The sequence below is a fragment of the Streptomyces sp. NBC_00483 genome, from assembly GCF_036013745.1.
Classification (GTDB): domain Bacteria; phylum Actinomycetota; class Actinomycetes; order Streptomycetales; family Streptomycetaceae; genus Streptomyces.
Window position 1 is genome coordinate 8,469,334 of sequence record NZ_CP107880.1, and the last position, 14,674, is coordinate 8,484,007.

13 protein-coding genes and 1 pseudogene are annotated in these 14,674 nt (G+C 68.7%); 8 read left to right on the forward strand and 6 right to left on the reverse strand.

The window, feature by feature from the left end; genetic code table 11:
• The first annotated feature begins 235 nt into the window (after positions 1-235).
• The 5 genes from OHA73_RS37775 to OHA73_RS37795 all read left to right on the forward strand — a co-directional run bounded on the left by OHA73_RS37775 (position 236) and on the right by OHA73_RS37795 (position 4,678).
• Positions 236-1,579 (forward strand): extracellular solute-binding protein, encoded by a 1,344-nt coding sequence (locus OHA73_RS37775; RefSeq protein ID WP_327657349.1) that lies wholly within the window; start codon positions 236-238, stop codon positions 1,577-1,579.
• On the forward strand, positions 1,576-2,478 hold the full coding sequence (locus OHA73_RS37780) for a carbohydrate ABC transporter permease (protein ID WP_267068225.1): 903 nt from the start codon (positions 1,576-1,578) through the stop codon (positions 2,476-2,478). Before OHA73_RS37775 ends, OHA73_RS37780 begins: the two co-directional genes overlap by 4 nt.
• 1 nt (position 2,479) lies before the next feature.
• Positions 2,480-3,376 (forward strand): carbohydrate ABC transporter permease, encoded by an 897-nt coding sequence (locus OHA73_RS37785; RefSeq protein ID WP_266723024.1) that lies wholly within the window; start codon positions 2,480-2,482, stop codon positions 3,374-3,376.
• A 206-nt stretch (positions 3,377-3,582) separates the two neighbouring features.
• The gene (locus tag OHA73_RS37790) at positions 3,583-4,188 is read left to right on the forward strand and encodes a hypothetical protein (protein WP_327657350.1); all 606 of its coding nucleotides are present in this window, start codon (positions 3,583-3,585) and stop codon (positions 4,186-4,188) included.
• A gap of 58 nt (positions 4,189-4,246) precedes the next feature.
• A complete protein-coding gene (locus OHA73_RS37795) occupies positions 4,247-4,678 on the forward strand; it encodes an OsmC family protein (RefSeq protein ID WP_327657351.1) in 432 nt (143 codons plus the stop codon).
• A 23-nt stretch (positions 4,679-4,701) separates the two neighbouring features.
• Here OHA73_RS37795 and OHA73_RS37800 read toward each other — a convergent pair whose 3' ends face one another.
• Both OHA73_RS37800 and OHA73_RS37805 read right to left on the reverse strand, forming a co-directional pair.
• Positions 4,702-6,048: an MFS transporter gene (locus OHA73_RS37800; RefSeq protein WP_327657352.1), complete on the reverse strand. Its 1,347-nt coding sequence runs from the start codon at positions 6,046-6,048 to the stop codon at positions 4,702-4,704.
• A gap of 162 nt (positions 6,049-6,210) precedes the next feature.
• Positions 6,211-7,521, reverse strand: a complete 1,311-nt coding sequence (locus tag OHA73_RS37805; protein WP_327657353.1) for an FAD-dependent oxidoreductase — start codon at positions 7,519-7,521, stop codon at positions 6,211-6,213.
• Positions 7,522-7,647: 126 nt separating this feature from the next.
• On the opposite strand from OHA73_RS37805, the gene OHA73_RS37810 reads away from it, so the two are divergent.
• On the forward strand, positions 7,648-8,703 hold the full coding sequence (locus OHA73_RS37810) for a LysR family transcriptional regulator (RefSeq protein WP_327657354.1): 1,056 nt from the start codon (positions 7,648-7,650) through the stop codon (positions 8,701-8,703).
• Here OHA73_RS37810 and OHA73_RS37815 read toward each other — a convergent pair.
• Positions 8,589-9,329 carry an IclR family transcriptional regulator gene (locus OHA73_RS37815; protein ID WP_327657355.1) on the reverse strand — a complete coding sequence of 247 codons (741 nt, stop codon included), beginning with the start codon at positions 9,327-9,329 and terminating at the stop codon, positions 8,589-8,591. The genes OHA73_RS37810 and OHA73_RS37815 overlap by 115 nt on opposite strands.
• Before the next feature lie 81 nt (positions 9,330-9,410).
• Here OHA73_RS37815 and OHA73_RS37820 point away from each other — a divergent pair, with 81 nt between their 5' ends.
• Positions 9,411-11,336 (forward strand): FAD-dependent monooxygenase, encoded by a 1,926-nt coding sequence (locus OHA73_RS37820; RefSeq protein ID WP_327657356.1) that lies wholly within the window; start codon positions 9,411-9,413, stop codon positions 11,334-11,336.
• Positions 11,337-11,535: 199 nt separating this feature from the next.
• Here the strand turns inward: OHA73_RS37820 and OHA73_RS37825 are convergent, their stop codons facing one another.
• The 3 genes and pseudogenes from OHA73_RS37825 to OHA73_RS37835 all read right to left on the reverse strand — a co-directional run bounded on the left by OHA73_RS37825 (position 11,536) and on the right by OHA73_RS37835 (position 13,306).
• The gene (locus OHA73_RS37825) at positions 11,536-12,159 is read right to left on the reverse strand and encodes a DUF4352 domain-containing protein (protein ID WP_327657357.1); all 624 of its coding nucleotides are present in this window, start codon (positions 12,157-12,159) and stop codon (positions 11,536-11,538) included.
• Positions 12,160-12,362: 203 nt separating this feature from the next.
• A pseudogene (locus OHA73_RS37830) lies at positions 12,363-12,752 on the reverse strand (transposase); the annotation flags it as partial.
• 164 nt (positions 12,753-12,916) lie between these two features.
• On the reverse strand, positions 12,917-13,306 hold the full coding sequence (locus tag OHA73_RS37835; RefSeq protein WP_327657358.1) for a MerR family transcriptional regulator: 390 nt from the start codon (positions 13,304-13,306) through the stop codon (positions 12,917-12,919).
• Positions 13,307-13,367: 61 nt separating this feature from the next.
• On the opposite strand from OHA73_RS37835, the gene OHA73_RS37840 reads away from it, so the two are divergent.
• Positions 13,368-14,474: an alkene reductase gene (locus OHA73_RS37840; RefSeq protein WP_327657359.1), complete on the forward strand. Its 1,107-nt coding sequence runs from the start codon at positions 13,368-13,370 to the stop codon at positions 14,472-14,474.
• The last annotated feature ends 200 nt before the right edge of the window (positions 14,475-14,674 follow it).

A 14,674-nucleotide genomic window follows, 5' to 3' on the forward strand; every position in this document is an offset into this window, starting at 1 on the left:
GTGTTTTTGTCCGCGGCATCTCGAAATATTTTCGAAGTCTGCTGCGGTTCAATGAGGGTCCTGCTCGTCCGACGTTATGCGGAAGTCCCTTGTCCCACAACGTTGTTGCGCATGTCTTGACAGCCCTGTGGCTGCTACCTAATTTGCAGTCACAGGGCTGAAAGTCAGCCGGATTTCGAAAAGTTTTCACAGCGGCTCATGAGTGGCCGGTGGCTCTCGAGTGCGGAGAACAGACATGGAAATCCCCATCTCACGGCGTCCCGTCTCAAGACGGAGCGTCCTCGGCGTCGCCGCCGCCGTCCCGCTCTCTGCGGCGCTCACGGCCTGCGGATCGTCAGGGCCGACCAAGGACGGTGCGAACGGCAAGGCGGGAGCCACGTACTGGTACCTGAGCGGACAGCCCGACGAGGGCGTCAGGGCCGATGCGGTGAAGGCCTTCAACAAGGCCCACCCCAAGAGTCAGATCGCAGGCACCTCGTTCCAGAACGACGCGTTCAAGACGAAGATCAAGACCGCGATCGGTGCCGGGAAGGCGCCCACCATCATCAAGAGTTGGGGCGGCGGGACGCTGCGCAGCTACGTGGAGGCGGGCCAGGTCGAGGATCTGACGCCGTGGCTCGACAAGCACCCCGAGGTCAAGGAGAAGATCTTCCCCACGGCGTTCCCTGCGGCGACCGTGAAGGGCAAGATCTACGCGATGCCCGTCGAGCGCGTGCAGCCCATCTTCCTCTACTACAACAAAAAGGTCTTCGACAAGGTCGGTGTGAAGCCGCCGCAGTCGTGGGACGACATCATGGCGCTCGTGCCCAAGTTCAACGCCGAGGGCATCGCGCCGTTCTCCCTCGGCGGGCAGTCCCGGTGGACGAACATGATGTGGCTGGAGTTCCTCTTCGACCGCATCGGCGGCCCCGAGGTGTTCCAGGCCATCTTCGACGGAGAGAAGAACGCGTGGTCCGACCCCGCGGCCATCAAGGCACTCGGCATGGTGCAGGACCTCGTCAAGGCCAAGGGCTTCATCAAGGGCTTCTCGTCGATCACCGCGGACTCCAACGCCGACCAGGCCCTCCTGTACACCGGCAAGGCCGCGATGATGCTGCACGGCTCCTGGTCATACGGAATCCAGAAGAACGACGGCGGTGACTTCGTCTCCAGCGGCGGCCTGGGCTACATGAACTTCCCGCCGGTCAAGGGCGGCAAGGGCGATCCGAGCAACACCGTCGGCAACCCCGGCGAGTACCTGTCCATCTCCTCGAAGGCCGGCGCCAAGGAGAAGAAGATCGCCGAGGAGTTCTTCGCCAAGGGCATGCTGCAGGACGCCGAGGTGAAGGCGTGGATCGACGGCGGCGGCGTCCCGGTCAAGCTGGGCACGGAGAAGTTGCTCGCCGCCTCCAAGGACTCCGACTTCCTGCAGTTCACCTACGACATCGCCACCAAGGCCAAGTCGTTCAGCCAGTCCTGGGACCAGGCGCTCAGCCCGACGGCGGCCGAGACGCTGCTCGACAACATCGTCAAGCTGTTCCAACTGTCGATCTCGCCGCGGCAGTTCGCCGCCAACCTCAACGAGGTCATCGGGAAATGACCTCGCTCACCGCCCGCCCGGCCCGTCGCGGTCCGCGCAGCGTCCTGCCGTGGCTGACTGCGCCGGCGCTCGTGGTCTTCGTCGGGTTCGCCGTCGTCCCGCTCGTCGGTGTCTTCGTGCTGTCCTTCACCACCTGGGACGGAATCGGCGCCATCCATCCCTCGGGCCTTACCAGTTGGCGGTCGGTGCTCAGCAACCCGGGCCTTCCGCATGCGGTGTTGGTGACCTTCGGGGTCATGATCGCCTCCTGGGCGTTCCAGACCCCGGTGAGCATTCTGCTCGGCACCTTCATGGCAGGACGACAGCGCTACCGGGCGATCCTCGGCGTGGTGTACTTCGTCCCGCTGCTGCTCAGCTCCGCCGCGATCGCCGTCGCATACAAGGCACTGCTCAACCCCACCTTCGGACTGGGCGCGGGCCTGGGGATCGAATGGCTCAGCAAGGACTGGCTGGGACAGCCGGGGCTCGCGTTCGGCGTCGTCGTCTTCATCGTCTCCTGGCAGTTCGTGCCGTTCCACTCGCTGATCTACCAGGGCGGGGTGCAGCAGATCCCCAAGTCCCTCTACGAGGCAGCCCAGTTGGACGGCGCGGGGCGCATCCGGCAGTTCTTCAGCATCACGCTGCCCCAGCTGAAATACACCATCATCACCTCGTCGACACTGATGGTGGTCGGCTCGCTGACCTTCTTCGACCTGATCTACGTCCTGACCGAGGGCGGGCCCGGGGATGCCACCCGCGTCCTCGCGCTCGACATGTACAAGCGGGGATTCCAGGCCAACCTGATGGGCCCGGCCAGCGCCATCGCAGTCATCCTCGTCCTGCTCGGCCTCGTCCTCGCCCTGCTGCTGCGCCGGCTCGGCGGCCGGGACGCCAGTGAGAGCCAGCTTGAGGGGGCCTGACATGACCGCCACACTGACCAAGGCACAACCGCGGAAGGACGACCACCGCGAACGCCGACGCGGCCGCCCCCGGGCGACCGCCCAGCGGCGCAACTGGGCGGGCGGCCTGGCCGGATGGTGCTGGCTCGTCGTCGTCATCATCCCTCTGTACTGGACCCTGATCACCAGCCTCAAGGACCAGAGCACCTACTACAGCGGCAACGCGCTGCTGCCGTCGGGCGACTCCACCTTCGACAACTACCGGTTGGTCATCGAATCCGACTTCCTCCACTACTTCCTCAACAGCGTCGTGGTCGCCGTCGGAGCGGTGGTTCCGGCGATCACGTTCTCCTTCATGGCCGCCTACGCGATCGTGCGCGGCTGGCGGATGCGGTTCCTGCGGATGGTGAACGGCCTCTTCCTCATGGGCCTCGCCATCCCACTGCAGGCCACGATCATCCCGATCTACCTGATCATCATCAAGCTGCACCTCTACGACAGCCTTTTGGCACTCATCCTCCCCTCCATCGCCTTCGCCATCCCGCTCTCCGTGCTGGTGCTGTCCAACTTCATCCGCGACGTGCCCGAGGAGCTCTTCGACTCGATGCGGGTTGACGGAGCCACCGAGTGGTCCACGCTGTGGCGCCTCGCGGCGCCGCTCACCCGCCCCGCCCTCATCACCGTGACCATCTACAACGCCCTGACGATCTGGAACGGATTCCTGCTGCCGCTGATCCTCACCCAGAGCCCGTCCCAGCGGACCCTGCCGCTCGCCGTGTGGACCCTGCAGGGCCAGTTCCAGGTCAACGTCCCCGCGATCCTCGCCGCGGTCATCCTCACGACCCTGCCGATCCTGATCCTGTACGCGTTCGGCCGCCGGCAACTGCTCAGCGGGCTGACGGCCGGGATCGGCAAGTGACGTGATCCACCTGTTGTCCACCGTGACGTCCGCGGGCGGGGGCGGCCGGGACGGTCGAGGGGTATCCAGTGTCCCGATCTCGTGGTCGCGACCTCGCTCATCGGGAGCAGCCGCATGACGGCGAACTTGCTGGACACGGCGAGGCGGGTCGGTCGCAGAAATACGATTCGGCGCCCGCCCCGCCGTGTCCCGGTTACGGTGGGCGGGTGAACGGACCGGATCCCGCGCCCGATCGTGACGTACCCGCTCAGCCCGGGGTCCTGTTGCCTCTGTTGAGCGCCGACAGCGAGGCCGTCGCCTTCTTCGCGGGAGTCGCGGATCTCGACGCGACGGACCCGACGGCTCATGAGCTCGAGGAAGGTGTCCGGCTCGCGTCCGGGGCGCGGCTGGAGCAGTTTGCGCGGGCCGGCTCGGGTGACGCGTTCTGTTTCGTCGGCGAGGGTGGGGAGGAACGACCCGTCGTGTACATCAGCCTCGACGGGGAGGCGGAACTCATCGCTCTCGGGCTGCCGGAGCTGGTGAGGCTGTGCCTTGTGGTCCCGTGGTGGCGGGACGCTCCTGGACGCAGCACCGAAGAGCTGTGGGCGCTCATCGGTGAGTACCTGGACGACATGCCCGACCTCGATCGGCGACGGGACCGCGCGGCCCGGGCTCTCGGCCTCGACCCGGTCGCGCTCCCCAACCAGGCGGAAGTTCTGAACCGGCTTCTCTTGGACCTCCCCCGGGAACCGATCGCGGACAGCTGCCTCGTTGTTGATGACCAGGGCGTTCCGCTCGACCCCCTGTTCTGCCACGCTGGGGACCGCACCTGACGCCTGCACCGGTGCGGTGCAGGCGGCGCCCGCCTGCCGGGGGACTACTGTCGGCGCCATGACGACTGACAACGCACTGCGCAGCGTGTCCATCGAACGTTCCGGCCCGGGCCGGTTCAGCGCGACCAACGTCCGTGGGGGCACGCTGACCTTCCGTACCGGCGAGGGCACGGACTTCACCCCGGTCGAGCTCTTCCTCGCCGCGCTCGGTGGCTGCACCGCCGTCGACGTGGAGGTCGCCACGACGCGGCACACCGAGCCGGACGGGTTCGTCGTCACGGCGTCCGGGGACAAGGTCGAGGACGAGGGCGGCAACCGGATGGCGGACCTCTCCGTCACCTTCCACGTCACCTTTCCCGACGGCCCGGAAGGGGACCGGGCCCGCGCGATCCTGCCGCGGGCCGTGAAGAGCTCGCACGACCGCCTGTGCACGGTGAGCCGCACCGTCGAGGCGGGCACCTCGGTCACCGCCACCGTGTCGGACGCCTGAGCGCCACTGCATCAACGCAGCGCTTAGTTAAGGGAATTGTGTGCCGTGTCCGGCAGGTACAGCGAGCTCTCCGAAGGCCCGGGAGATGTCCTTACCGTCTGGGCCGAGAGCTCGCTCGTCCGTGCCGTGTGACCAGGTCGGTCGTCGCGCACGCCCAGCAGTACCGCCGCCCCGAGGAACGGACCGACGGCGAGGACGGCGAAGGCCGCGCGGAACGAGCCCGTCGCGCTGAACACCGGGCCGATGACCGCCGGGACGGTGACACTGCCGAGCTGCCAGACGGCGTTGCAGGCTCCCGCCGCCGAACCTGCCAGCCTCGTGCCCGACAGGACGGGGATCATCGCGGCGGTGAGCGTGGAGTAGGCGTAGGCGCCGATCCCCAGGAGGGGTGCGACGAGGAGGAACAATGCGTAGCTGTGCAGCGAGCCGAAGGCGAGCAGGGTGGCGCTGAAGAGCAGCAGGATCGCCATGGTCGGCAGGCGCATGCCATAGCCGAGCCGGTCGGTGATCCATCCCATGAGCGGCTTCACGACGACCGCGACCGACGAAAAGATCACGACCACGATCCCCGCGTCCACGGGGTCGATTCCGCTCCCCTTGATCATCAGCGTGTTGGACCAGGTGACGAAGCCGTACGTACCCCACAGGCCGCCGAATCCGGCGGCACCGAGCAGGAGCAGGTCCCGATTGCGGGCCAGCGGCCTGATGTCGGGCAACGCCCGTCTGCGGACGCTCTGTTCGGCCGACACGTCCGGCTCGGCGGTGACGGGTCCGTTGCGCAGGAACACCGCGCACAGGACGGCCAGCACCACGGTCACGGAGCCGAAGAAGTGGTACGACGCGCCCCAGCCGGCACTGCTGGACAGGGTGGGCACCACCGCGTTGGCGACGACGGTGCCCAGCGACGTCGCAGTCATGAAGATGCCGCTGGCGCGGCCGATCTCCTGGGCCGGCATCCAGGTCGTGATCAGCTTCATGCCGGCGGAGAACTCCACCCCGGCGAACAGTCCGATCGCCGCCTGCACCGCCAGCCCGACCGGGACGGAGGCGGTGGAGCCGAACGCCACCATGAGCGAGCCGGAGGCCAGCAGGCTGACGCCGAGCACGAGTCGGCTGCCGACCCAGTCGGTGAGGAAGCCGCCGATGGCGTTGGATATCGCGTAGCCGATGAAGTAGCAGGTGGCGAAGATCCCGAGGGCGGAAAGCGGAACTCCCCAGGACTCGCTGACGGCGGGTGAGGCAGGCCCCCAGGTCGAGCGGTCGACGGACGTCATGGTGAACCCGGCCCAGCACAGCAGGAGCACGACCCAGCGATAGCGGGATGGCGCGGTCGTATCAGGGCGGGGCGGGGCAGAAGAAGCGGAACTCATCGTCGAACTCCGATATCGGCAAGAGGGGCTACGGAAAGGGGGACTACGGAAGGAGAAGGCCAGGAGAGGTTACGGAGGACCCGGCACAGGCGGGTGGGCCAGGTCCGGGCGAGGTGAGGTGTGGCGGGCGGGCCGCCGGTGTCACGAGTGAGGTGGGCCGGTTCAGACGATCGCGCCTTGGCCGCGCAGTTCGGCGCGGATCGCGGGCAGGTCGTGCGGGCGGCCGGAGGCGTACTGGGCCGCGGCGACGCCCGCCGCATGCCCGGTGGCCAGGGCGGTTCCCATGACCCGCACCGAGGCGTACGCGTCGGCCTGGGCACTGGTCAGACGGCCCACCGCCCAGAGGTTGTCCGTATCGGACGAGCAGATCGCGCCGTACGGCACGTCGTACCAGCTCTGTTCGGCGAGTGGCGCGTAGCGGGTGACGCCGCGACCGGCGTGGTCCTCGACGGGCCAGCCGCAGCGGGCGATCGACTCGTCTGGCTGCTTGCGCGAGGTGAGAACGTCCTCGGCGGTCAGGCTCGTGCGGCCCACCAGGTGGCGGGTCTCGCGGATGCCCATCTGGGGCCCGGTCTCGATCAGGTAGGCGCCGGACCAGCCCGGAAGGTGCTTGCGCAGCGCCTCCAGGTAGCGCCTCGACTGGCGCCGTCCGGCGGCCTCGTCGCGGCTCAGGGCCTCCGCGTCCAGTGCGTCGACCTGTTCGTCCACCAGGATCGCCATGATCTCGCCGGTGAGCGGCAGCCGCACCATGATCCCGTAGTCGCGCGGGAGTTGGACGCCGCCGGATGTGGCGTACTCGGCGACCGCGGCCCGGGTGCCTTCGCGGGACAGGTCCGCGTCCTCGGTGACGCCGCCGAACCGGCACACCAGCGAACTGGTCTGGCGCCGTTCGACCGGCTCCACCCGGATCTCCGCACCCGCCTCGGCGAGCAGCGCGCCGTCCCCGCTGCCGTCGACGAACGCCGCGGCGCGAACCGTCTCGCGCCCGCCGCGGTGGTGGAGTTCGAGGGCGGTGACGCGGTCCCCGAGCCGCTCCGCTCCGATCAGAGTGGAGTGCAGGCGGACGTCCACCCCGGCGGCCGCCGTCACCTCGTCGTAGGCGAGCTTGGTCGTCTCGGCGTCCAGCAGGACGATGCGGTTGCCGGTCCAGCCCATGGTCTTCTCGCGGTAGGCGCCGTGTTCGCGCAGCCGGTCGAGGAGTTGGTCGGCCACGCCGGCCACGACCTTCTCGCCGCGTTGGTCGAAGATGCCGCACAGAGACAGCACGGAACTGATCGTGGCCGCCCCGCCCAGGAACGGGTACTGCTCGATCAGCAGCACCTTCGCCCCGCTCTGCGCCGCGCCCACCGCCGCCCCGACACCGCCCGCGCCACCGCCGACAACGACCACGTCGTAGTCGCTGCTGCCGTCCGCGTCGTTTTGGGAACGACCGGCACTCGGCGCCACCGGCCGGCCCATGTCCGTCGAACTCATCGTCCTCGTCCACCCTCTCCACTCGGCATTGGCGCCGTCCGCAACAGGAGGCGCCGCGACCAGTAGGCACCGCGCCCCGGCGAGAGCGCCAATATCAACTGGACACAGGGGATATACCTTGAAGGTATGGCGATGGATCTGCGGCAGCTGCACTACTTCACTGTGATCTTCGAGCAGCGCTCTGTTTCACGGGCGGCCGAGCACCTGTGCATCTCGCAGCCGGCGCTCACCCGCCAACTGCGCCAGCTCGAACGGTCCCTGGACGCCGTGCTGTTCGAGCGCCTCCCCCAAGGCGTCAGCCCGACCGCCGCCGGCCAGGCCCTCTACGGACATGCCCGGCTCCTGTTGCGCCTGGCCGACACCACCCGCGAGGTCGTCCACTCCGCCGGGCCGGTCCGCGAATCCGTCCGTACGGGACTGCCTCCCGGCACACCGACTCCATGGCTCACCCAGGTCCTCACCTCGCTCCGCGAGACGGTGCCCGAGGCCGAACTCGTCCTCACCGACGCCAACAGCACCGGTCAGCTGCGCATGCTGCGCGAGGGCCACCTCGACCTCGCCCTCGTCCACCAGCGTCCGCCAGCCCAGCTCACCGCCAGGCTTCTGTACGAGCAGCGGATCGGCCTTGCCGTCCGCCCCGGACACTCCCTCGCGGCACGTACCGTGTGCCGTCTCGAGGATCTGGACGACGTACGTGTCCTCGTCCACAGTCGCGAGCAGGTCACCGAGGAGCACGACCAGATCCTCGGTGCGGCAGCGGCCTGCGGAGTCCAACCCCAATGGATCTTCGCGTGGTTCACCGAGAACGCCCTGGCCTGCGCGACCGCCGGCGACGCGGCAGCGGCCCTGCTGACCCGCCCCAGCGCCCACCGCCTCCTGCCGGACTGGACCTGGCATCCCCTGGCCGAGCCGGCGTTCCGCCTCCCCACCTGGATCGCCCACCAGCCACAGACCCGCGCCATCATCGCTCGCGTCGCCGCGGCCTTCGCAGCCATACCTTTCCAGCATGACGACCCCGGCTCCGACAACTCATCCGGCCCGGTCCGGCAGCCGGTTCAGCAGCCGGTTCAGTCGGCGGCGATGCGGGCCGCGGCGGTTTTGAGTGCGGTCGACAAGGCGGGCAGGAGCGCTCGGGACCAACGGGCCGACGGCATGGACAGGGAGATCGCGGCGGGTGGGTAGCCGGCCGTGCCGGTGGGCAGGGCGACGCCCAGCGCCGTGAGGCCGGTCTCGGTGGCCTCCTGGTTGAGGGCGTGGCCCTCGCGGCGGGCGCGTTGGATGGCACGCCGGTGTACGCCGCGCTGATCCGGGGCGAGTCCGCAGCGCTCCAGGACCGCCTCCACGGCGGCGTCGTCGTACCGGGCGAGCAGTGCACGGCCGCCGGAGGCGGCGTAGGCGGGCAGGATGCGCCCGGTGCGGTCGCCGACGCGGAGCACCTGGTCGGCCTCCTCGGTGGCGAGGAAGCGGACCCCGGTGCCCTCTTCGTCCAGCAGGAGAAGGTTGGCGGTCTCGTGCCAGTGGTCGCGCAGCGCGCGCAGCTCCGGGCCGGCGGCCTCGCGCAGCCGGGCCACGGGTGCCCGGGAGGGGGCCTGACCCATCTGGGGGCCGGCGTCGTAGCGGCGGTCGGGCAGCTGCACGGCGAAGTCGCGGTGCACGAGCGTGGAGAGCAGCCGGTGTGCGGTCGAGACGGACACCCCGGCCCGCTGTGCGGCGTCGGTGACCCGCATCGGACCCTCCTGGCGCAGCACGATCGCCAGCAGCAGGGCGGAGTCGACGGAGCCGACGGCGTAGGCAGGTTTGTTCCGCATGGCAGAAAAGTCTATCCCTCATGGTGGGACGTGCGGAGAATCGTGGCGTCATCCTGCCTCGTCTGCCCAGGAGTTCGCATCGTGCAGTTTCATCTCGACGGATACCGTCCCGGCGACCCTTCGGTGAAGGAGGCACACCCCGCCGCCCAGGACCTGGAGGCCGGCCTGCCCGAGACCGCCGATGTGCTGATCGTCGGCTGTGGTCCGGCCGGCCTGGTCCTGGCGGCGCAGCTGGCCGCCTTCCCCGGGATCCGGACATTGGTAGTGGATCGCAAGGACGGGCCGCTGCAGGTGGGGCAGGCCGACGGGGTCGCCTGCCGCACCGTGGAGATGTTCGAGGCCTTCGGCCTGGCCGAGCAACTGAAGCAGGAGGCCTACCAGGTCAACGAGGTGACCTTCTGGCGCCCCGACCCCACCGACCGCTCCTCGATCGTCCGCACCGGGCGGATCCAGGACGTCGAGGAGGGCATCTCCGAGATGCCGCACCTGATCGTGAACCAGGCCCGCATGCTGGACTTTCTGCGCGAGCACATGGCCGGTTCGGCCGCCCGCATCGCCCCGCACTACGGGCTGCGGGTGAGTGCGGTGGAGATCACCGGTGGTGCGGGCGCAGCGGAGGGCCCGGACGGCCCGGGGGAGTATCCGGTCGCCGTGACCCTGGAGCACCCCGGCGGCACATCCGTGGTGCGCGCCAAGTACGTGGTGGGCTGCGACGGTGCGCGCAGCGCGGTGCGCACCGCGATCGGGCGCCGGCTCGAGGGCGACGCGCTGAACCAGACCTGGGGTGTCCTGGACGTCCTGGTGGACACCGACTTCCCCGACATCCGGCTGAAGTCCGTGGTCCAGTCCGAGGCCGGCGCGCTCCTGATCATTCCGCGCGAAGGCGGCTACTTGGTGCGGCTCTACATCGAGCTGGACGCGGAGCGGTACGGGGATCTGCTGCGGGAGCGTGCAGTCACCCCTGAAGTCCTGGCCGCGGCCGCGAACCGGATCCTGCGTCCCTATCGGGTCGAGGTGAAGGACGTCGGCTGGTGGGCCGTCTACGAGGTCGGCCAACGGCTGTGCGCGAAGTTCGACGACGTGCCGGACGGTGAGACGGCCGACCGGCTGCCCCGTGTCTTCATCGCGGGCGACGCCTGCCACACCCACAGCGCCAAGGCCGGGCAGGGCATGAACGTGTCGATGGCCGACGCCTTCAACCTCGGCTGGAAGCTCGCCGGTGTGCTGACCGGCACGGCCGCCCCCGAACTGCTGCACACCTACTCCGCCGAGCGGCAGCAGGTCGCCCAGGACCTCATCGACTTCGACCGCGACTTCGCTTCCAAAATGGCTGCGGGCTCGGGCACCCCCGCAGCCGCATCGGAGGACGGTGAGGAGCAGTTCGCCGACTACTTCCGCGCCCAGGGCCGCTACACCGCCGGCCTGTCCGTCCGCTACGAGCCCTCGATGATCACGGGCGGCGGCGAGCACCAGGACCTCGCGAAGGGCTTCCCGATCGGGATGCGGTTCCACTCCGCGCCGGTGGTGCGACTCGCCGATGCCCGGCCCGTACAGCTGGGGCACGCGGCCCGGGCCGACGGCGCCTGGCGGCTGTACCTCTTCGCCGACCGGGTGGGGCCCCAGGCCGCCGACGGCCCGTTCCGCCGACTCTGCGACCATCTCGCCTCTGCGGCCTCCCCGTTGGCTCGCTTCACCCCCGTAGGCGCCGAACCGGATGCGGTCCTCGACGTCCGCGCGATCCTGCAGCAGCCGCACCGCACCCTTGAGTCGACCGCGCTGCCTGCGGTGCTGCGCCCCCGCAAGGGCCGCTTCGCCCTGGTGGACCACGAGAAGGCCTTCTGCCCGGACCCACAGCACACGGACATCTTCGACCTGCGCGGAATCGACCGGGACCGCGGCTGCATGGTGCTGGTCCGCCCCGACCAATACGTCGCCCACGTCCTTCCGCTGGACGCCACCGCGCAGCTGAACGACTTCCTCGACGGTGTCCTGCGCGAAGCCGACTGAGGCTGACGGGCGGGGGAGGCGACACCACTTCCGGATCCTTCGGGGTGAGGCCCACGCCCGCGTCCGGGGCAGGGTGGGAGCCGTCAGGGATGCAACGAGGGCGACCCTCCGAAGAAGGTCGCCCTCTGAAAGAACTAGCTGTTGCGCCTCAGGTGGCCAAGGATGTTCATCCCGGCCGTGAAGTCTCCGACGATCCACGCTACGGGTGCGTCGAGGACGGCAGGAGCACGGCGAACGCGCCTGCACCCGGGGCGTCGTAGTACGTGACGGTGCCGCCCTTGCGCGGGATGTCGAGGATGACGGTCCCTGTCGCGGACTGTCCCGGCGCGTACTCCGTATCGAGGTCCGGACCGTCGACGATCTCGAGCGTGGTGCAGTCCTGAGGCGCGGTCTTCGCGTCTTGCCACATCATTGCGCCGTACGCTGCGAACCGACCGGGCGCCTTGCCGACGTTCTTCAACGTCAGCTTGAGGGCGACGTATTGACCGTGCTCCGGTTTTTTCGACGTGTCGAGTTCCGATGCCGTCACGTACTTCGCTGACTCCACCTTGACGTTCATCTGCGTCTTCACGGCGTTGCCTGAGTCGTCGTGGACGTCGAAGGGGCCGTTTGTTCCGGCGACAAGCACCGGCGCCTGGGTGGCCGGCGGTTCCTCGGCCGGCGTGGCGGCGTCCATCTCTGCGAAGGACGCAGACGCTTTCGTCGGCTTCGCCTCACCCTTGGCTGCGTCCCCGCTGGAGCATCCCGTCAGCACTGCGACGAGGACGGCCGGAACGGCCAGGAAAACGGCACGCCGAATGTAGGTGCTCATGGAATCCCCCATGGAACAGCGGCCTCCCCAGACCGCGTGAAGCGCAAGCGTATGGCGTGCACGGAGAGCAGGAGGCGCAATGGCTGCCTGATCGAGCCTGTGCGATGCGCCTGATGGGAGTTCAACCGCTGGGTGTCAGAACGATGCCGCCCGGTAGCTCGCACCGGGCGGCATCAGGCGCACTTTGATCGGGCGCTCGGCTGAGGCCTTGGTGATTACTGACTTTGTTGTCGTGGTGTCGCCAGGGTGAGTCCGGTTGCGGCGAGACACCCATCGACGAGGTCCGGCCGGTACTGGATGACGCGAAGGTGTGTACGCAGGGCGCGCATCAGGTGGTCGGGGTCGGTGAAGGAGGTGTTGCACTGCGCTGCACGGCGGAGCAACGACCAGACACCTTCCACCGGGTTCAAGTCAGGTGCATAGGACGGTAGTTGGAGGGAGGCGATCCAGTCGTGTGTGTCGATGAACCGGCGGAGCCGGGCATCCAGGTGCACGTTCAGATTGTCCCAGACGAGGACCAGCGGGACGCCGAGCTGCTGGTGTGCACAGGTGAGCAGGTCGCGGTACTCGGTCCAGGCGAAGCTGCGCCGGCCTCCGCTCTTGTGGCCGCCGCTTCCAGACGGATGTCCTCGCGAAACGTCCGCCGCTCGGCCGTCAGGTCACCGCCTTGCGGATACCGCATACACCGGGCATACCGCCATCGCCACCATCTGTCAGCCCCCACGGCAACACGCCAACAAAGTCAGTAGCGCCGGGTCGGGCAACAGGCCTACGCCTGCGGCGTCGGAGGAATCTTCGTCTTCGCTGGTGCTGCGTGGTCGATGATGCCGTCCAGCAGGGAACGGGAGCGCTGCAAATCCTCGATCATCTTGTCGATGCGGGCGCGCTCCACCGTCAGCTCACTCACCAGGAAATCGTCCGCTGTCGCGGCCGGGCCGCCGTCACTGTCGCGCATGCAGGGCAGTAGCTTTGCGATCTTCGAGCTGCACAGACCCGCGGCGTAGAGTTCCTGAATTCGCTGCACCCGGGCCACCGCCGCCTCCGCGTAATCCCGGTGCCCGCCAGGGGTCCGCTCGGCCGACAGCAGGCCCTCCTGCTCGTAATAGCGCAGCGAGCGCTCACTGACACCCGTGCGCCGGGCCAGCCCACCGATTCGCATGACGCAGATCACATCGCTTCAGCTTGATTCTCACATTGGTGTCAGATTCTACGGTAACCGCATGACCAACGAAACGACGACTTCCCCGCTCCTGACCCCCGCCCGGCTCGGCTCCCGCGAATTGGCGAACCGCCTGGTTATTGCCCCTATGACCCGCAACCGCGCCGAGAGTGACGGCACCCCCACTCCGCTGATGGCCGAGTACTACGCCCAGCGCGCCACCGCCGGAGCGATCATCGCGGAGGCCTCCACCCCGAACGCGGTCGGCCAGACGTACCCGAACATCACCGCCCTGCACACGGACGCCCACACCGCCGGGTGGCGCCAGGTCACGAAGGCCGTCGAGGCGGCCGGCGGTGGCCCGATGTTTCTGCAGATCCAGCACGGTGGACGTGTCGGCCACCCTGACAACAGCAGCCTCACACCGATCGCTCCTTCTCCGATTCCGCTGCCCGAGCCGATCTACACCCCGTCCGGCTTCCAGGAAGCGGTCACCCCGCGCGAGATGACCAACGACGACATCCGGCAGGCCATCAGCGACTTCGCCGACGCTGCCCGCCGCGCCGTCGACGCCGGCTTCGCCGGAGTCGAGGTCCACAGCGCCAACGGCTACCTGCTCCACCAGTTCCTCGCCCCCAACACCAATCACCGCACCGACGCCTACGGCGGCAGCATCGAGAATCGCATCCGCTTCACCACCGAGGTCGTCGACGCCGTCATCGACGCCATCGGCGCGGAACGCACCGGCCTGCGCATCTCTCCCGGAAACACCGTCAACGGCATCACGGACACCGACGCCGACACCCTCTACCCGGCCCTGATCGAGGCCAACGCGGGCAAGAGCCTGGCCTACCTGCACATCGCGTTCGCCGACCCCGCGCAACCGCTCTTCGCCCGGCTGCGCGAACTCTGGACCGGCACACTCATCGCCAACCCCGTCCTGCCCGCCGACCAGATCCCCGCCGACGGCGGACGGGAAGCCGCCGAACGTCTCCTCGCGACCGGCGCCGACCTCATCGCGCTCGGCCGCCCGTTCCTCGCCAACCCCGACCTCGTCCACCGGATCCGCACCGGCGCACCGATCAACGCCGTCCGCGCCAAGTACGCGATGTACACCGGCGGCCCCACCGGATACACCGATTACCCCACCCTCGCTCTCCGGGACTGATCTCAACAGCCAAGGTCAGTCATCAACTTCGGTGATCGGCATGAGCAGAAGGAGAAGATCCTGCTCGCGCTGGGCGCGCTGTCGGCCGCCAACCGTCCCGTCGTGACCGACAGGGATGACATCCACCCCGGTCTGGTCCTGCGCACCCCGGCCTGAACCAGAGGGAGCGGCCTGTCATGTCCCTTGGGGGCAGTGCTGGG